Genomic DNA, 15,559 nt, shown 5'->3' on the forward strand with positions numbered 1-15,559 from the left:
GGTGAGGCGCTCACACCGTGTAGCCACGGTAGTTGCGCAGGATCTTGATGCCCATCCAGAAGGTCTGGGACACGGTGATGACGCCGAGGATCGGCCAGCCGACGGAGAGCACGTCGGACTTCAGCCCGATCGGCAGCTGCATCCACGCGGCGGCTGCGGCCGCGAACACGAGCAGCGCGATGGCGAAGGGGTACAGGTAGCTGTTGCCCGAGCCACGCTCGGCCTTCGCCTGGGCGGCCCAGTTGTCGGTCTGCTTGCGGCTCGCGAACTTCGTCCACGCGCGCACGAAGTGTCCGATCCGGATCCACATGTAGATCTCGGCGGGGAACAGGAGCACGGCGAACAGGATGTCCCGACGGTGCCCGTAGTGCATGGAGCGCGCGACCCGGTAGTTGAGCAGGATCGCGACGGCCGGCGGGATGAGCCACCACGGGCTGAACACGAAGGCATCGATCGACAGGCTGGCGAGGAGGAGGGAGAAGAACATGCCGCGCGTGATGATGTTGAGCACCATCGAGAGGTGCTCGAACCAGCGAAGCCGAAGGTTCGGGTGGAAGGGCTGGCCCTTGGTGTCGCCGCGCTGCCCCGGCCACATCAGCTCGATCGCGCCGAAGTTCCACTTCACCTGCTGCGCGTCGAGGGCGCGCAGGGTGTTCATGCCGCCCACGTGGGCGCGGGCGGTGGCGCTGATCTTCGTCAGGTAGCCGGCGCTCTTGATCTGCAGCGACAGCAGGGAGTCCTCGACCTCGCTGTCCTTGACCCACGGTGCGCGCTGGTGGGTCAGCGTCATGACGTCGCGCAGGGCCTGCGTGGAGAAGATGGAGAACTGGCCACCGAGGACGGCCATGTTCCGGCCGCGCAGCAGGTTCTGCATGTTGAAGGCTGCGAACTGGGCCCGCTGGCCGGCGGTGAGGAACCGGGACATCGCGGTGGGCAGGGCGCTGTCGTCGATGCTGTAGATCGCGGAGATGCCGCCGATGCGGTCGTCGCTCATGATCTCGTCGACGAGGTCCTTGATCGCGGTCGGCTCGGGCGTGGTGTCGCCGTCGACGCCGATGATGTAGTCGCAGCCCTCCGCCAGGAAGAAGCCGTAGTTGAGCGCGCCGACCTTCTTGTCGGGGTTCTCGCCGATGTCGTGCACGAAGATCTCGACCAGCTGGGTGCCCTCCGGTCGGTCCAGCACGTGCTGCCCGGCGTAGTGGCTGGCGATCTCGACGGTCTCGTCGGTCGTGTTGTTCACGACGACGTGGATCACGTCCGGCAGGCGGGTCTGCACGAGCAGGGAGTCCAGGACGGACGCGATCGTCTCGGCCTCGTTGTAGGAGGGGACGACGCAGGCCACGGTGGCACGGGGCTTGATGCTTCCGGCCACCTCCTCGACGGCGGCGCCGAGCGCGCGGTGCAGCGCCTCGGGGGAGGCGTCGAAGGCGAGCGGGTGGCGGTCCATGGGTCCGCTGGGGTCGTACGACACTGAGGGCTCCTGCAGGGATCGGTCGGTCCGACCAGCCTGGTGCCTCACGCTCAGGTTTCGCCCCGGTGCGTGATCAAGGTCTGCTCAAGATTGCCTCAAGCGCGGCGGGCGGTCTCCGCTGCCGTCATCAGCGCGCCCAGGTCGGCGCGTGACGTGAAGGTGTCGGCCGTGCCGAGCAGCACCGGGACCGGGACGTCGTGGGTCTGGCCCGGCTCCGCGGACCGGGTGTAGAGGGCGTGCTCGACGGCGGCGGCGATCTCCGCCGCGCGCTCGGGCGAGTCCGCCGGGGCGAGGACGGCGAACCGGCCGCCGCCCAGGTAGCCCAGCACCGACCAGGCGGGCACGTGACGACGCAGGGTGTCGGCGAGGGTGGAGAGGGCGAGGTCGCCGCCGCGTCGACCGAAGGCCTCGTTCAGCTGCACGAGGTCGGTGACCTCGGCCACCAGGAGCGCGGCTTGTCCGCCGCGCAGCTCCAGGCGCCCGAGTCGGTCGGCAGCGGCCTCCATGAACTGCTCCCGGGAGTGCACGCCGAACACGCGTCCCGTGCCGTGGTCCTCGGACCACCATGCTCCGTCCCGCTCGGCGCGCATGGACACCAGCAGCTGCAGGCCGACGGTGGTCGCGACGACCAGGAACGTCGCGGGGACCACGGTGGAGCCGCTGTCGCTGCGGTGGACGAGGGAGTGGATCGTCGCGGCGGCGGCGAAGAGGCCGAGGACGACCTGCAGGAGGCTGACGTTGACGTTCAGGCGCATGGGACCGCGGTGCAGCTCCACGATCGTGGCGATCGCGAAGCCCGACGCGGCGAGGTAGCCCGACGGGATGACGGCCGACCCGACGGCGGAGAGGGTGAACCAAGCGACAAGCACGGCGGCGGCGACCAGGAGGGGGGCCGCCGGCAGAGGCGTGGCGCCGCGGAACCAGCGCACTCCCGACCACATCAGACCCAGGGTCATCACGGAACACGCGGCGCCCGCGGCCTCGACGTCCACCGTCTGCACGAACGTCTGCTCGATGAGCGGCGCGAGACCTGCACCGAGGGCCGCCATGAGGCTTCCGCACCAGAGTCGGTTGGCCGGGTCGTTGTGCCGCAGGGCGGTCGTCAGGGCGAACGGCACCGCGACCGCGAGGAAGACGGTGAGGGTCCCGGCGAGGAACAGCTCCGACGAGGTCATCAGGCCACGTCCTGCTCCGCCGACGAGGCGTCGGCGGAGGTGGGCAGCCACACCGAGACCGTGGTGCCCTGCTCTGGTCGGCTCCGGATGTCGATGACGCCACCGTGCGCCTCGACGATCTGCTGAGCGATGCTCAGCCCGAGGCCGGTGCCCTGCACCCCGGAGTCACGTGCGCCGCGCGTGCGGTAGAAGCGGGTGAAGAGAGCCTGCAGCTCCTCCTCGGTCATGCCGTGGCCGGTGTCCGCGACGACGATCTCCACCCCGGGGACCGAGGCGGACCCGCGAGGCGAGCCGGCGCCGTCGTCGCCCTCAGTCGGTCGTGCGCGCGTCGCCTCGCGGACCGACACGTCGATGGTGCCGTCGTACCGGTTGTACTTGACGGCGTTGGTGAGCAGGTTGTCAACGACCTGGCGCAGACGCAGCGGATCGGCAGCGATCTCGACCTCGGTCGCGGCGTCGATGCGGACCGTGACCAGACGTTCGGTGGCCACGGGACGGACGCCCTCGACCGCTTGGCGGACCACCGCGCTGGGGATGCAGGACTCGCGCACGATCCTGAGGGGGACGCCCGGGGTGCGGCTGCGGGCGGTCAGGAAGTCTCGCGAGAGCGCCAGCATGCGCTCGGTGTTCTCGAGCGCGACCTCCATCAGCTCACGTGCCTCGTCGCCGAGGTCCGGCTCGGCGAGTGCGAGCTCCAGGTAGCCGAGGGCTGACGTGAGGGGCGTCCTGATCTCGTGGGACACGGCCGCGACAGCGTCGTCGCGTGCCTGCTCGTCCGCCAGCTCGCGGCTCACGTCGCGGGCTACCACGACGTACCGCTCCGACCGATGGCTGGCCACGCGGCGCACGCTCACGTGGAGCGGGACCTGCGTCGGGCCGGGATGACCGAGGCGCACCAGGGCCCGCTCGACCTCCTCGCCCGCCCGGGACAGCGTGAGCGGGTGGGACCGCGAGGGCAGGGGGGTGGTTCCGTCCGGGAGGTAGAACGGCCCGTCGCGCACGACCGACGCGGCGTCGATCGCCCCGATGCGACGGGCCAGGTCCTCGGCGGCCCGATTGGCCGACGTGGTGCCGTCGGCGTTGAACGTCACCACCACGAAGTCGACGACGTCGAGCACCTCCGCGAGCACCCGCTCCTGGGTGCGTGCTGAGTCCAGCGCCGACCCCACGAGACGGGTCTGGGCCTCCAGGAGGCGTCGTTGCGCGGCGTTCCGCCGGGTCCAGCGGCTTCCCGCCCACGACGACATGCACAGGAGCAGGCCGAGGTTGAGCACCGTCGCCACGCCGGCCCGCCAGGGCTGGTCGCCGTTCAGGTCCTTGACGGCCTGGGCCGTGAGCAGGCCGACGAGGCTCGCCGTGAGCACGATGACGCGCGGGGGCGTCGGGAGCTGGACCGCGACCCAGGCCACCGGCAGGACCGCGAGGACGAAGAAGCCCGACCCCGGTGCGGCGAAGAAGAGCAGGCTGCAGACCACGACGTCCAGCAGGCAGATGAGGGTCGCCGCGACGACCGTGGCGCCGCGGCGCTCGATCCCGAGCGAGCCGAGCAGGGCCGACAGGATGGCCGTGAGCCCGGCCAGGACGACGCCGACGGTGAACACGGCGGGATGGGCCGGCAACGAGGTGGCGATCGCGGCGACGACCGGGAAGGCGAGCGCCGTGAGGAACAGGAACTGCGCGGCGAAGACCTCGCTGGGCGCGACCTGGGGCTGTGCGTCGTGCAGCGGGGACTCGTGGAGTGGGGCGTCGTCGGCCGACGCGACCCGTCCCGGACGTCCCGGGATGATCGGCATCGGCATGGGGAAACCCTAGCAATTCCAGGCCGGGCACGAGGGCGCTTCGGGTGAGGTCGACCTGGTGCGGACGGTGGCCGATTTCACCGGCAAGGAACGGCTGCGGTAGGCTGCGGCAGTTGCCTCGGCGAGGGTCGGCCCGTCCGACCGTGATCGACAGGGCGCTCCACGGAGTGTCGTGTTCGAGCGCCTGTCGCGACGTCCCGACCGTTCACACGGTCGCCCCAACACGTCTTCCCGCACCACCACCCCCAGGAGCTTCCCGTGGCCGAGATCAAGATCCCCGCAGAGACCCGTACCGAGTTCGGCAAGGGCGCTGCCCGTCGCATCCGTCGTGCCGACCAGGTGCCCGCCGTGCTGTACGGGCACGGCAGCGACCCGGTGCACGTCACCCTGCCGGGCCACGCGCTCATGCTCGCGCTGAAGAACAGCAACGCGCTGCTCTCCATCGCGCTCGGCTCGACCACCCACCTCGCGATCCCCAAGCAGGTCCAGCGCGACCCGCTCAAGGGCTTCATCGAGCACGCCGACCTGCTCATCGTCAAGAAGGGCGAGAAGGTCACCGTCGACGTGCCCGTGCACCTCGAGGGCGAGGCAGCGCCCGGCACCCTCGTGGTGCTCGAGAACTCCAGCGTCTCCCTCGAGGCGGAGGCCACGGCCATCCCGGAGTCGCTCGAGGTGTCCGTCGAGGGCCTCGAGGTCGGCGCCCAGGTGCTCGCCTCCGACCTCACGCTGCCCGAGGGCTCGACCCTCGTCGTCGACGACGACCTGCTCATCGTCAACGTGACCGCTGCGCCCACCGCCGAGGAGGTCGAGGCCGAGCTGGAGGAGGCCGAGGCCGAGGCCGGCATCGAGCGTGACGAGTCCGACGACGAGGCCGCCGAGGCCGCCGAGGGTGACGACGCCGAGGCGCCTGCCGAGGACGCCGACTCCGAGTCGTGACCTGGCTGGTCGTGGGGCTCGGGAACCCGGGCCCCACGTACGCCGCCACCCGGCACAACGTGGGCTACCTCGTGGCCGACGTGCTCGCCGACCGCATGGGCGGTCGGTTCAAGGCCCACACCTCGGGCCGCGCCGAGGTCGTCGAGGGGCGCATCGCCGGTGAGCGCGCCGTGCTCGGCCGCGCGCGCTCGTACATGAACGAGAGCGGCGGACCGGTCAAGACCCTGGCGTCGTACTTCGACGTCGAGCCCGAGCACCTCGTGGTGGTCCACGACGAGCTCGACATCGACTTCGGTGCACTGCGTCTGAAGCTCGGCGGCGGCGACAACGGCCACAACGGGCTGAAGTCGATCCGCCAGTCGATCGGCACCGGTGACTTCCACCGGGTCCGCGTGGGCATCGGTCGTCCGCCCGGTCGCCAGAGCGTGCACGACTTCGTGCTGAAGCCGTACTCGTCCACCGAGCGCAAGGAGCTGCCCGTGCTGCTGGAGGAGGCGGCCGACGCCGTCGAGAGCCTCCTCACGCGAGGACTATCCGAGACCCAGAGCGCGTTCAACCGGTAGATGGACCTCCACGCTCTTCTCTCGCCCCACCTGGCCGGGTCGCTCGCCGACGTCGTGTCGCAGCGCCCGCGCACCGTCACGCTGCAGGGGCCGGCCGCGTTGCGGCCCTTCGTGGCCCGTGCCGCGGCCGACGCCTCCACCGTCCTCGCCGTCACCCCCACGGCCCGCGAGGCCGACGAGCTCGCCGCCGACCTCTCGGTGCTGCTCGGCGACGACGCCGTGGTGGTGTACCCGGCGTGGGAGACGCTCCCGCACGAACGGCTGTCGCCGCGCTCCGACACCGTGGGCCGGCGCCTCGCCGTCCTGCGGCGGCTGGCCCACCCCGGCGCCGGCGCGCCGCCCGTACGGGTGGTGGTGGCCCCGGTGCGGTCGATCCTCCAGCCGCAGGTGGCCGGCCTGGCCGACCTCACCCCGGTCGAGCTCGTGGTCGGTCAGCAGGCCCCGCTCGACGACGTGGTGCGTGACCTGGCCGCTGCCGCCTACGTGCGGGTCGACCTCGTGGAGCGTCGCGGCGAGTTCGCGGTGCGCGGCGGCATCGTCGACGTCTTCCCGCCCACGGAGAACCACCCGCTGCGCATCGACTTCTGGGGCGACGAGGTCGAGGAGATCCGGTGGTTCTCCGTCGCCGACCAGCGCACCACCGACGCGGTGGAGCGCCTCTGGGCGCCGCCGTGCCGTGAGCTGCTGCTGACCGACCAGGTCCGTGCCCGCGCCGCGGCGCTCGCCACCGAGCACCCCGCGCTGGCCGAGCTGTTCGGCAAGGTGGCCGAGGGGCACGCGGTCGAGGGCATGGAGTCGCTCTCTCCCGTCCTCGTCGACGAGCTCGAGCTGCTCGTGGAGGTCCTGCCCGCCGATGCCGTGGTCGTCGTCAACGACCCCGAGAAGGTGCGGGCCCGCGCCGCCGACCTGAACGCCACGAACGAGGAGTTCCTGCAGGCGTCGTGGGCGGCTGCGGCCACCGGTGCCGAGGCGCCCATCGACCTCGGCGCAGCAGCGTTCAAGGGGCTCGAGGAGGTCCGTGCGGTCGCGTTGGCCAGGGGCCAGGCGTGGTGGAACCTGTCGCCGTTCGGCCTCGACGACGACGAGACCGTCGTGGTGCCCGCCGAGGCCGCGCCGCTGTACCGCGGCGACACCGAGCAAGCCGTCGCCGACGTCCGCGGCTGGTTGGCCGACGGCCGGTTCGTCGTGGTGGCCGCCCCGGCCGCCGGGCAGGCCCAGCGCACGGTCGAGTGGCTGGCCGAGCACGACGTGCCTGCCACTCTCGTCGACGGGGACGCCCCGGCGCCGGAGACGGGGAGCGGTGTCGTGGCGGTGCTCGTGGCCGACGTGGACCACGGCCTCGTCGCCGAGAAGGCCGTGCTGCTCACGCACGACGACCTCGTGGCCCAGCGGGCCGCCGAGCGTCCCGACCGCTCGAGCATGCCCGTGCGCCGCCGCAAGCAGGTCGACCCGCTCGAGCTCAAGGCGGGCGACCACGTCGTGCACGAGCAGCACGGCGTTGGTCGGTACGTCGAGCTCGTCAACCGCACCATCCAGGGCGCGGCCCGCGAGTACCTCGTGATCGAGTACGCCCCCAGCAAGCGCGGCCAGCCCGGTGACCGGTTGTTCGTGCCCATGGACCAGCTGGACCTGGTCAGCCGCTACGTCGGCGGCGAGAGCCCCAGCCTGGACAAGCTGGGCGGCGCGGACTGGACGGCGCGCAAGAACAAGGCGCGCAAGGCCGTCCGACAGATCGCCGGCGAGCTGATCAAGCTCTACGCCGCACGGCAGTCCACGAAGGGGCACGCCTTCGGCCCCGACACGCCGTGGCAGGCCGAGCTCGAGGACGCGTTCGCGTTCGTCGAGACGCCCGACCAGCTCATCACGATCGACGAGGTCAAGCGCGACATGGAGCGACAGGTCCCGATGGACCGGCTCGTCTGCGGCGACGTCGGCTACGGCAAGACCGAGATCGCAGTGCGCGCGGCGTTCAAGGCCATCCAGGACGGCAAGCAGGTGATCCTGCTGGTGCCGACCACCCTGCTCGTGCAGCAGCACTACGCCACCTTCGCCGAGCGCTTCGGACAGTTCCCGGTCACGATCAAGCCCCTGTCGCGGTTCCAGACCGAGAAGGAGTCGCAGGCCACGCTCGACGGCCTGGCCGACGGCAGCGTCGACCTCGTGGTCGGCACCCACCGTCTGCTTCAGCCCGGTGTCCGCATCAAGGACCTCGGACTCGTCATCGTCGACGAGGAGCAGCGCTTCGGCGTCGAGCACAAGGAGGCCCTCAAGCACCTGCGGGCGGCCGTCGACGTGCTGGCCATGTCGGCCACCCCGATCCCGCGCACCCTCGAGATGGCCGTCACGGGGATCCGCGAGATGTCGACCATCGCCACGCCTCCGGAGGAGCGCCACCCGGTGCTGTCCTTCGTCGGCGCCTACGACGACAAGCAGGTCGCCGCGGCGATCAGGCGCGAGCTCCTGCGCGAGGGCCAGGCGTTCTTCATCCACAACCGGGTGCAGTCGATCGACACGGTCGTCCGGCGGCTCGGTGAGCTCGTGCCGGAGGCACGCATCGCGGCCGCGCACGGCCAGATGGGCGAGCACCAGCTCGAGAAGGTGATGGTCGACTTCTGGGAGAAGCGCTACGACGTGCTCGTCTGCACGACCATCGTGGAGTCGGGACTCGACGTCTCCAACGCCAACACCATGATCATCGAGCGGTCCGACACCCTCGGCCTGTCGCAGCTGCACCAGCTCCGTGGCCGCGTGGGCCGAGGTCGCGAGCGCGCCTACGCCTACTTCCTGTACCCGCCCGACAAGCCGCTCACCGAGACCGCGCACGACCGACTGGCCACCATCGCCCAGCACTCCGAGCTCGGCGGCGGCATGCAGGTGGCCATGAAGGACCTCGAGATCCGCGGTGCCGGCAACCTGCTCGGCGGGGAGCAGTCCGGGCACATCGCCGACGTCGGGTTCGACCTGTACGTCCGGCTCGTCGGCGAGGCGGTCGCGGAGATCCGCGGCGAGGGCGAGTCCGGGCCGCAGGGTGCGCGCGAGGTCAAGCTCGAGCTCCCGGTCGAGGCGCACCTGCCGCACGACTACGTGCCGAGCGAGCGGCTGCGCCTGGAGATGTACAAGCGTCTGGCCGACGTCCGTTCCCTCGACGACGTCGCCGAGCTGCGTGCCGAGCTGGTGGACCGCTACGGCGAGCCGCCGGAGGTCGCCGAGGTGCTGCTCGACGTCGCGCGGCTGCGGGTCGCGGTGCGCGCCGCCGGCCTCACCGAGGTCACCTCCGCCGGGTCGCAGATCCGCTTCGGTGGGCTCTCGCTCCCGGAGTCGGCGCAGATGCGGCTGCGACGGGTGTACCCGAAGAGCATCTACAAGCCGGCCACCGACGTGGCACTCGTCCCGGCGCCACGCACGGCCGCCGTGGGCGGTCGTCCGCTGCGGGGGCGCGAGCTCCTCGAGTGGGTCGACACCGTGGTGCAGACCCTCGTCGCCTGAGCAGCGCCGCCCCCGGCGGGGCAGGGCGCCGCACGGTGCGAGAATGGCGCCGTGACTCATGTGGTGATCATCGGCGGGGGACCAGGCGGCTACGAGGCCGCGCTCGTGGCGGCGCGTCTGGGGGCCCAGGTCACCGTCGTCGAACGCGACGGCCTGGGTGGCTCGACCGTCCTCACGGACTGCGTGCCCAGCAAGACGCTCATCGCGACGTCGGACCTGCTGACCGAGGTCGAGTCCTCGGCCGAGCTGGGGGTCGAGGTCCCGCGTGACGTCCGCGCCGACCTCGCCGCGGTGAACGACCGGGTCATGAGGCTGGCGCTCGCCCAGTCCGCCGACATCGCCGGACGCCTCGAGCGCGAGGGCATCGAGTTCGTCAAGGGATCCGCCCGGCTGGTCTCCGCCGGTTCCGTCGAGGTCGACGGTCGCACCATCCAGGCCGACGCCGTGCTGGTCGCCACCGGAGCGCACCCTCGGGTCAGCCCCGACGCGCTCCCCGACGGCGAGCGGATCCTCACGTGGGAGCAGGTCTACGCGCTGCGCGAGATCCCGGACCACATGATCGTCGTGGGGTCGGGCGTCACCGGTGCGGAGTTCGCGAGTGCCTACAACGGTCTCGACGCCCGCGTCACCCTCGTCTCGAGCCGCGACCGGGTGCTGCCCGGTGAGGACGAGGACGCCGCCGAGCTCATCGAGGACGTCTTCACCGAGCGCGGCATGACGGTCATGGGCCAGTCCCGCATGGCCTCCGTGCGGCGCGACGGCGACCAGGTCGTGGTCACGCTCACCGACGGGCGCGAGGTGGTCGGGTCGCACTGCCTGCTCGCCCTCGGCTCCATCCCGAACACCGCGGACCTCGGGCTGGAGGAGGCCGGCGTCGCGCTCGACGAGAACGGCTTCGTGCGCGTGGACCGTGTCTCGCGCACGAGCGTGCCCGGCATCTACGCGGCCGGCGACTGCACCGGGGTGCTCATGCTCGCCTCCGTCGCGGCCCAGCAGGGCCGCATCGCCATGGCGCACCTGCTCGGTGACGCCGTGCACCCGCTCGACCTGCAGAAGGTCTCGAGCAACATCTTCACGTCGCCGGAGATCGCGACCGTCGGCCTGTCGCAGCGCAAGATCGACGAGGCCGGCCTGCACGTCGACGTCGTGATGCTGCCCCTGGCGACGAACGCGCGCGCCAAGATGCAGGGCGTCCGTCACGGCTTCGTCAAGCTCTTCTCGCGCCGCGGCATGGGCGTCGTGGTGGGGGGAGTGGTGGTGGGACCGCGAGCGAGCGAGCTGATTCATGCCGTCTCGCTCGCCGTGTCCGCCTCCCTGACGGTCGACCAAGTGGCCGACGCCTTCACGGTGTACCCGTCGCTGTCGGGTTCGGTGGCGGAGGCGGCTCGCAGCCTGCACCCCCGCTGACCTGCGGAAATGACAGGCGTGTAGTTCACTCACACGGGTGGAAGTCGCCGCCGATGTGTGGTTCCGTTGGCCTCGCTAGCTCGTCACATCCGTCACATCTGTCACAGGATCGGTCTTCCCCATGCGCCCCTGGACCTTGGTCCGGCGAACTGTCCCGTTCGCCGTCGTCGCCGCCGTCGCGGCGGCCTCTCTCGTCTCCACCTCCGATGCCGCGACCCCGGCCCCGGCCGTCGTCACCGCCGAGGCGAAGCCCGCCGAGGTGACCGAGACCGTGGTGCCCCCGGTCGATGGGACCGACGACGAGGCACGCCCCGACCAGGAGGCGTCGCCGAGCACCCCCGAGCCCGAGGCGGACGAGCCCGAGGTCGACGAGCCCGAGGCGGCCGCGGAGCTGACCCGATCGACCAAGACCTTCTCGCTCCTGGGAGTGACGTGGGACGCCGGATCGACCGACGAGGAGCCGACGGTCGAGGTGCGCTGGCGCTCGCTGGCCGACGGCTGGAGCGACTGGACCACCCTGGAGACCTCACCGACCGATCCCGCGTCCACCGACGTGCGGCCCGGAACCGACCCGCTCTGGGTCGGGGAGTCCGACGGCGTGGACGTCCGCGTCAGCACCCCGTCCGGGCGGTCGCCGAGCGGTGTGCGGGTGTCCACGGTCACCGACGGCGAGAACGGCAGCGCGGTCGTGCCGACGGCGGCCGCTGTCGGCCAGCCGAAGATCATCAGCCGCGCCTCGTGGGGTGCCAAGAGCGGGTCGTCCTGCAGTGCGCCGGTGTACGGGGCCTCCATGCTCGGCACGACGCTGCACCACACCGCCGGCTCGAACAGCTACACCAAGGCTCAGTCCGCCGGCATCGTGCGTTCCACGCAGGCCTACCACACGGGCAGCCAGGGCTGGTGCGACATCGGCTACAACTTCCTCGTCGACAAGTACGGCCAGATCTTCGAGGGCCGCAAGGGCGGCATCACGAAGATGGTGCGCGGCGCTCACTCCGGAGTGAATGCCGCCAACGAGCGCACGGTCGGCGTCTCGATGATGGGCAACTACGACGTCGCGCAGGTCCCCACGGCCATGAAGACCGCGGTCGCCGACCTCATCGCGTGGCGACACTCGCTCGCCGGCCTGAAGGCGACCGGCACGTACTCCCTCGGGGGCAAGAAGGTCAATCGGATCATGGGGCACCGCGACGTGAAGAGCACGGCGTGCCCCGGACGCTATGGATACGCGTGGCTGACGCAGTCGGGTGGTTTGCGGAGCCTGGTGGCGAAGCGACTCGACGGTGCGGCCGCGACGCCCACCCCAACCGCGACGCCCACCCCGACTTCGACGCCCTCGGCTACGGCGTCGACCGGCGACGTCTCACGCCTCTCGAGCGGCAAGATCGCCCTCGAGGGCCGCGGCTTCGGCCACGGGATCGGCATGAGCCAGTACGGAGCCCAGGGCGCCGCGCGTGAAGGTGTTGGTTACGCCACGATCCTCTCGACCTACTACCCCGGGACGAAGCGCATCGAAAAGGGCGGCTCGGTGCGGGTGCTGTTGAGTGCGGCGACGGACCCCACGGTCACCGTCCTCCCGGCCAGCTCCATGCGAGCCCGCCAGATCGGCAAGCCCAGCACGTCGCTTCCGACGAAGACGACCCGTGGCACCACCATCGAGCGCTGGCGGATGGTGCGGGTCGCGTCGGACCAGAAGCGCACCGTTCTGCAGTACCGCGAGAAGGGCACATGGAAGTCGTTCCGCGCGTCCTGGACGGGCTGGGGGCAGTTCGAGGTCTCCGGCGGCGTGATCCGTCTCGTGATGCCGAACGGCAAGAGCCTCGGGTACCGCAGCATCGTGCGGTCGGCTCCCCCCTCGTCGGGCTCGACAAAGCGGACGACCCTCAACGTCCTGACGCTCGAGAACTACTTGCGCGGCGTTGTGGCGGCCGAGATGCCTTCGAGCTGGAAGAAGGAGGCCCTGAAGGCCCAGGCCGTCGCTGCTCGCACATACGCTGCGCGGGCGCTCGCTCCGACCCGCGCCTACGACATCTGCGACACCACGTCCTGCCAAGTTTACAAGGGGGTCGCCGGTGAGACCGGGTCGACCGACGTGGCCGTGCGTGAGACCGCTGGCGACATCCTGACCTTTGACGGTGCACCGGCACTGACCCAGTACTCGTCATCCTCGGGTGGCGTCAGTGCCTCCGGTGGCCAGCCGTATCTCAAGGTGAAGACCGATCCGTACGACTCCTGGAGCGGGAACCCGAACTCGAGCTGGACCGCCTCCGTCGCGGCGAGCGCGGTGCAGAAGGCGTTCCCCTCGATCGGCACGTTCAGGTCGATCAAGATCACCAAGCGCTCCGGGGTCGGAGCGTGGGGCGGTCGAGTGGATGCGGCGCAGGTCGTGGGCTCGAAGAAGACTATCACCGTGACGGGACCCGAGCTGCGCTTCGGTCTGGGCTTGAAGTCGGCATATCTGCGATTCCGCTGACAGGGCCGGCAGGCTTCGTAGCAACGGGCCCGCGCATACTGGGACGCATGTCCTTGCTCCGGTCGTTCGCTCTCGCAGCACTGGCGAACGCCGCCTCATTCGCCGCGGCCGCACTTCTCCTGCCCTACTTCGATATCCGCCTCGGTGGGTTCGTCGCTGCCGTGGCTCTCTTCACGGCGCTGGCGGTCGCGCTCAGGCGTGTCTCGGCGACGCTGGACGATCGTCTGGCGAGACCGTCGGCGGTCCTGGGAGGCTTGGCCGTCACCGCAGCGGCCCTCGTGCTGACGGACGCCGTGGTGCCTCGCCGCGGGTTCGAGATCGAGGGACCGTGGACCTGGGCGATCGTGATCCTGGTCGTCTGGGCCGCAGGGGTGGCCTACGGCGAGGTCGACACCCAGGCCCCGGCGGACGTGCCGCCCGTCGAGGCCTGAGCGGGGCTACTCCGCGGCGGGAGCGTCGGCGATCGTCGCGACGACCTCGCCGGCGCCGATCGTGGCGCCGATCTCGGCCGAGAGCCCGGTGACGGTCCCCGCCTTGTGCGCGGTGATGGGCTGCTCCATCTTCATGGCCTCGATGACGAGCACGGTGTCGCCGGCGGCGACCTCCTGGCCCTCCTCGACGGAGACCTTGACGACGGTGCCCTGCATCGGCGAGGTGAGCGAGTCGCCCGACGCCGCGGCGCCGGCGGCCTTGCCGCCCTTGCGCTTCTGCTTCTTGGCGCCACCGCCCGAGGACGAGGCGACCGCGCCGAGACCGCCGGGGAGGACGACCTCCACGCGCTTGCCGGCCACCTCGACGACGACCCGCTCGCGCTCGGCGGGCTCGTCGGTCTCGGAGGCGCCCGCGTACGGCTCGAGCTGGTTGTCGTAGTCGGTCTCGATCCACGTCGTGTAGACGTCGAACGATCCGTTGGACGCGTTGTAGGCCGGGTCGTCCAGCACGTCGCGGTGGAAGGGGATGACCGTCGGCATGCCGTCGACGACGAACTCGTCGAGGGCGCGGCGGGAGCGCTCGATGGCCTGCTCGCGGGTGCGCCCGGTGACGATGAGCTTCGCGATGAGCGAGTCGAACGCGCCCGGCACGGTCTCGCCCTCCTCGTAGCCGCCGTCGAGGCGCACGCCCGGGCCGCTCGGGGGTGCCCACTTGGTGAGCGTGCCCGGAGCCGGCAGGAAGCCGCGGCCACCGTCCTCGGCGTTGATGCGGAACTCGATCGAGTGGCCGATGATCTCCGGGTCGCCGTAGCCGAGCTCCTCGCCGGCGGCGATGCGGAACATCTCGCGCACGAGGTCGATGCCCGTGACCTCCTCGGAGACGCAGTGCTCGACCTGCAGGCGCGTGTTGACCTCGAGGAAGCTGATGGTGCCGTCGGCCGCGACGAGGAACTCGCACGTGCCGGCGCCGACGTAGCCGGCCTCCTTGAGGATGGCCTTCGACGACTCGTAGAGGCGCGCCATCTGGTCGTCGGACAGGAACGGCGCGGGCGCCTCCTCCACCAGCTTCTGGTGGCGGCGCTGCAGCGAGCAGTCGCGCGTGGAGACCACGACGACGTTGCCGTGGCTGTCGGCCAGGCACTGCGTCTCGACGTGGCGGGGCTTGTCGAGGAACTTCTCCACGAGGCACTCGCCGCGACCGAAGGCGCTGACGGCCTCGCGGACGGCGGACTCGTAGGCGTCGGGGATCTCCTCGAGGGTCTTGGCGACCTTGAGGCCACGACCGCCACCACCGAAGACGGCCTTGATGGCGACCGGCAGGCCGTTCTCCTGGGCGAAGGCCACGACCTCGTCGGCGTCCTTAACGGGGTCCTTGGTGCCGGGGGCGAGCGGGGCGTTCGCCGTCTGCGCGATCTGCTTGGCCTTGGCCTTGTCGCCCAGGGCCTCGATGGCCGCGGGCGGGGGGCCGATCCAGACGAGTCCGGCGTCGATGACGGCCTGGGCGAACTCGGCGTTCTCGGCGAGGAAGCCGTAGCCCGGGTGCACGCTGTCGGCTCCCGAGCGCTGGGCGACGGCCACGATCTTCTCGATCGAGAGGTAGGAGTCGCCCGGGGTCGAGCCCTCCAGGGAGTAGGCCTCGTCGGCGAGCCGGACGAACACGGCGTCACGGTCGGGCTCGGCGTAGACGGCGACGCTGCCGATGCCGGCGTCCTTGCAGGCGCGGACCACGCGGACCGCGATCTCTCCACGGTTGGCGATCAGGACCTTCTGCAGGGGCTTGCTCACGGACGGCTCTCCTCGGGATGGACAGGCTGGGCG

At 71.1% G+C, this 15,559-nt stretch carries 10 protein-coding genes; 6 read left to right on the forward strand and 4 right to left on the reverse strand.

Translation table 11 applies throughout. The features are described 5' to 3' along the window. Positions 1-10: 10 nt before the first annotated feature. From NUV38_RS04000 to NUV38_RS04010, 3 genes are all read right to left on the reverse strand, one after another. On the reverse strand, positions 11-1,471 hold the full coding sequence (locus NUV38_RS04000) for a glycosyltransferase (RefSeq protein WP_257727870.1): 1,461 nt from the start codon (positions 1,469-1,471) through the stop codon (positions 11-13). Positions 1,472-1,566: 95 nt separating this feature from the next. Next, complete coding sequence (locus NUV38_RS04005; RefSeq protein ID WP_257727871.1) at positions 1,567-2,646, reverse strand: diguanylate cyclase domain-containing protein; 1,080 nt, start codon at positions 2,644-2,646, stop codon at positions 1,567-1,569. Continuing rightward, positions 2,646-4,445: a cell wall metabolism sensor histidine kinase WalK gene (locus tag NUV38_RS04010; protein ID WP_257727872.1), complete on the reverse strand. Its 1,800-nt coding sequence runs from the start codon at positions 4,443-4,445 to the stop codon at positions 2,646-2,648. Before NUV38_RS04010 ends, NUV38_RS04005 begins: the two co-directional genes overlap by 1 nt. Before the next feature lie 258 nt (positions 4,446-4,703). On the opposite strand from NUV38_RS04010, the gene NUV38_RS04015 reads away from it, so the two are divergent. The 6 genes from NUV38_RS04015 to NUV38_RS04040 all read left to right on the forward strand — a co-directional run bounded on the left by NUV38_RS04015 (position 4,704) and on the right by NUV38_RS04040 (position 13,741). Continuing rightward, positions 4,704-5,381 carry a 50S ribosomal protein L25/general stress protein Ctc gene (locus NUV38_RS04015; protein WP_257727873.1) on the forward strand — a complete coding sequence of 226 codons (678 nt, stop codon included), beginning with the start codon at positions 4,704-4,706 and terminating at the stop codon, positions 5,379-5,381. Next, positions 5,378-5,944 (forward strand): aminoacyl-tRNA hydrolase, encoded by a 567-nt coding sequence (gene pth / locus NUV38_RS04020; protein ID WP_257727874.1) that lies wholly within the window; start codon positions 5,378-5,380, stop codon positions 5,942-5,944. Before NUV38_RS04015 ends, pth begins: the two co-directional genes overlap by 4 nt. Then, complete coding sequence (gene mfd, locus NUV38_RS04025) at positions 5,945-9,430, forward strand: transcription-repair coupling factor (RefSeq protein ID WP_257727875.1); 3,486 nt, start codon at positions 5,945-5,947, stop codon at positions 9,428-9,430. Between the two features lie 51 nt (positions 9,431-9,481). Beyond that, entirely contained in the window at positions 9,482-10,837 is a 1,356-nt protein-coding gene (locus tag NUV38_RS04030; protein ID WP_257727876.1) for an NAD(P)H-quinone dehydrogenase, read from the forward strand. A 121-nt stretch (positions 10,838-10,958) separates the two neighbouring features. Further along, positions 10,959-13,310: a SpoIID/LytB domain-containing protein gene (locus tag NUV38_RS04035; RefSeq protein WP_257727877.1), complete on the forward strand. Its 2,352-nt coding sequence runs from the start codon at positions 10,959-10,961 to the stop codon at positions 13,308-13,310. 47 nt (positions 13,311-13,357) lie between these two features. Beyond that, complete coding sequence (locus NUV38_RS04040) at positions 13,358-13,741, forward strand: phage holin family protein (RefSeq protein WP_257727878.1); 384 nt, start codon at positions 13,358-13,360, stop codon at positions 13,739-13,741. A 6-nt stretch (positions 13,742-13,747) separates the two neighbouring features. Here the strand turns inward: NUV38_RS04040 and NUV38_RS04045 are convergent, their stop codons facing one another. After that, positions 13,748-15,526: a biotin carboxylase N-terminal domain-containing protein gene (locus NUV38_RS04045; protein WP_257727879.1), complete on the reverse strand. Its 1,779-nt coding sequence runs from the start codon at positions 15,524-15,526 to the stop codon at positions 13,748-13,750. Positions 15,527-15,559: the final 33 nt, after the last annotated feature.

Source organism: Aeromicrobium sp. 50.2.37, assembly GCF_024655735.1.
Lineage (GTDB): Bacteria > Actinomycetota > Actinomycetes > Propionibacteriales > Nocardioidaceae > Aeromicrobium.

Excerpts from the sequence above, each read along its gene's own strand:
- NUV38_RS04005 (WP_257727871.1), bottom strand. The coding sequence starts at position 2,646 with ATGACCTCGTCGGAGCTGTTCCTCGCCGGGACCCTCACCGTCTTCCTC.
- NUV38_RS04010 (WP_257727872.1), bottom strand. The coding sequence starts at position 4,445 with ATGCCGATGCCGATCATCCCGGGACGTCCGGGACGGGTCGCGTCGGCC.
- mfd (WP_257727875.1), top strand. The coding sequence starts at position 5,945 with ATGGACCTCCACGCTCTTCTCTCGCCCCACCTGGCCGGGTCGCTCGCC.
- NUV38_RS04035 (WP_257727877.1), top strand. The coding sequence starts at position 10,959 with ATGCGCCCCTGGACCTTGGTCCGGCGAACTGTCCCGTTCGCCGTCGTC.
- NUV38_RS04040 (WP_257727878.1), top strand. The coding sequence starts at position 13,358 with ATGTCCTTGCTCCGGTCGTTCGCTCTCGCAGCACTGGCGAACGCCGCC.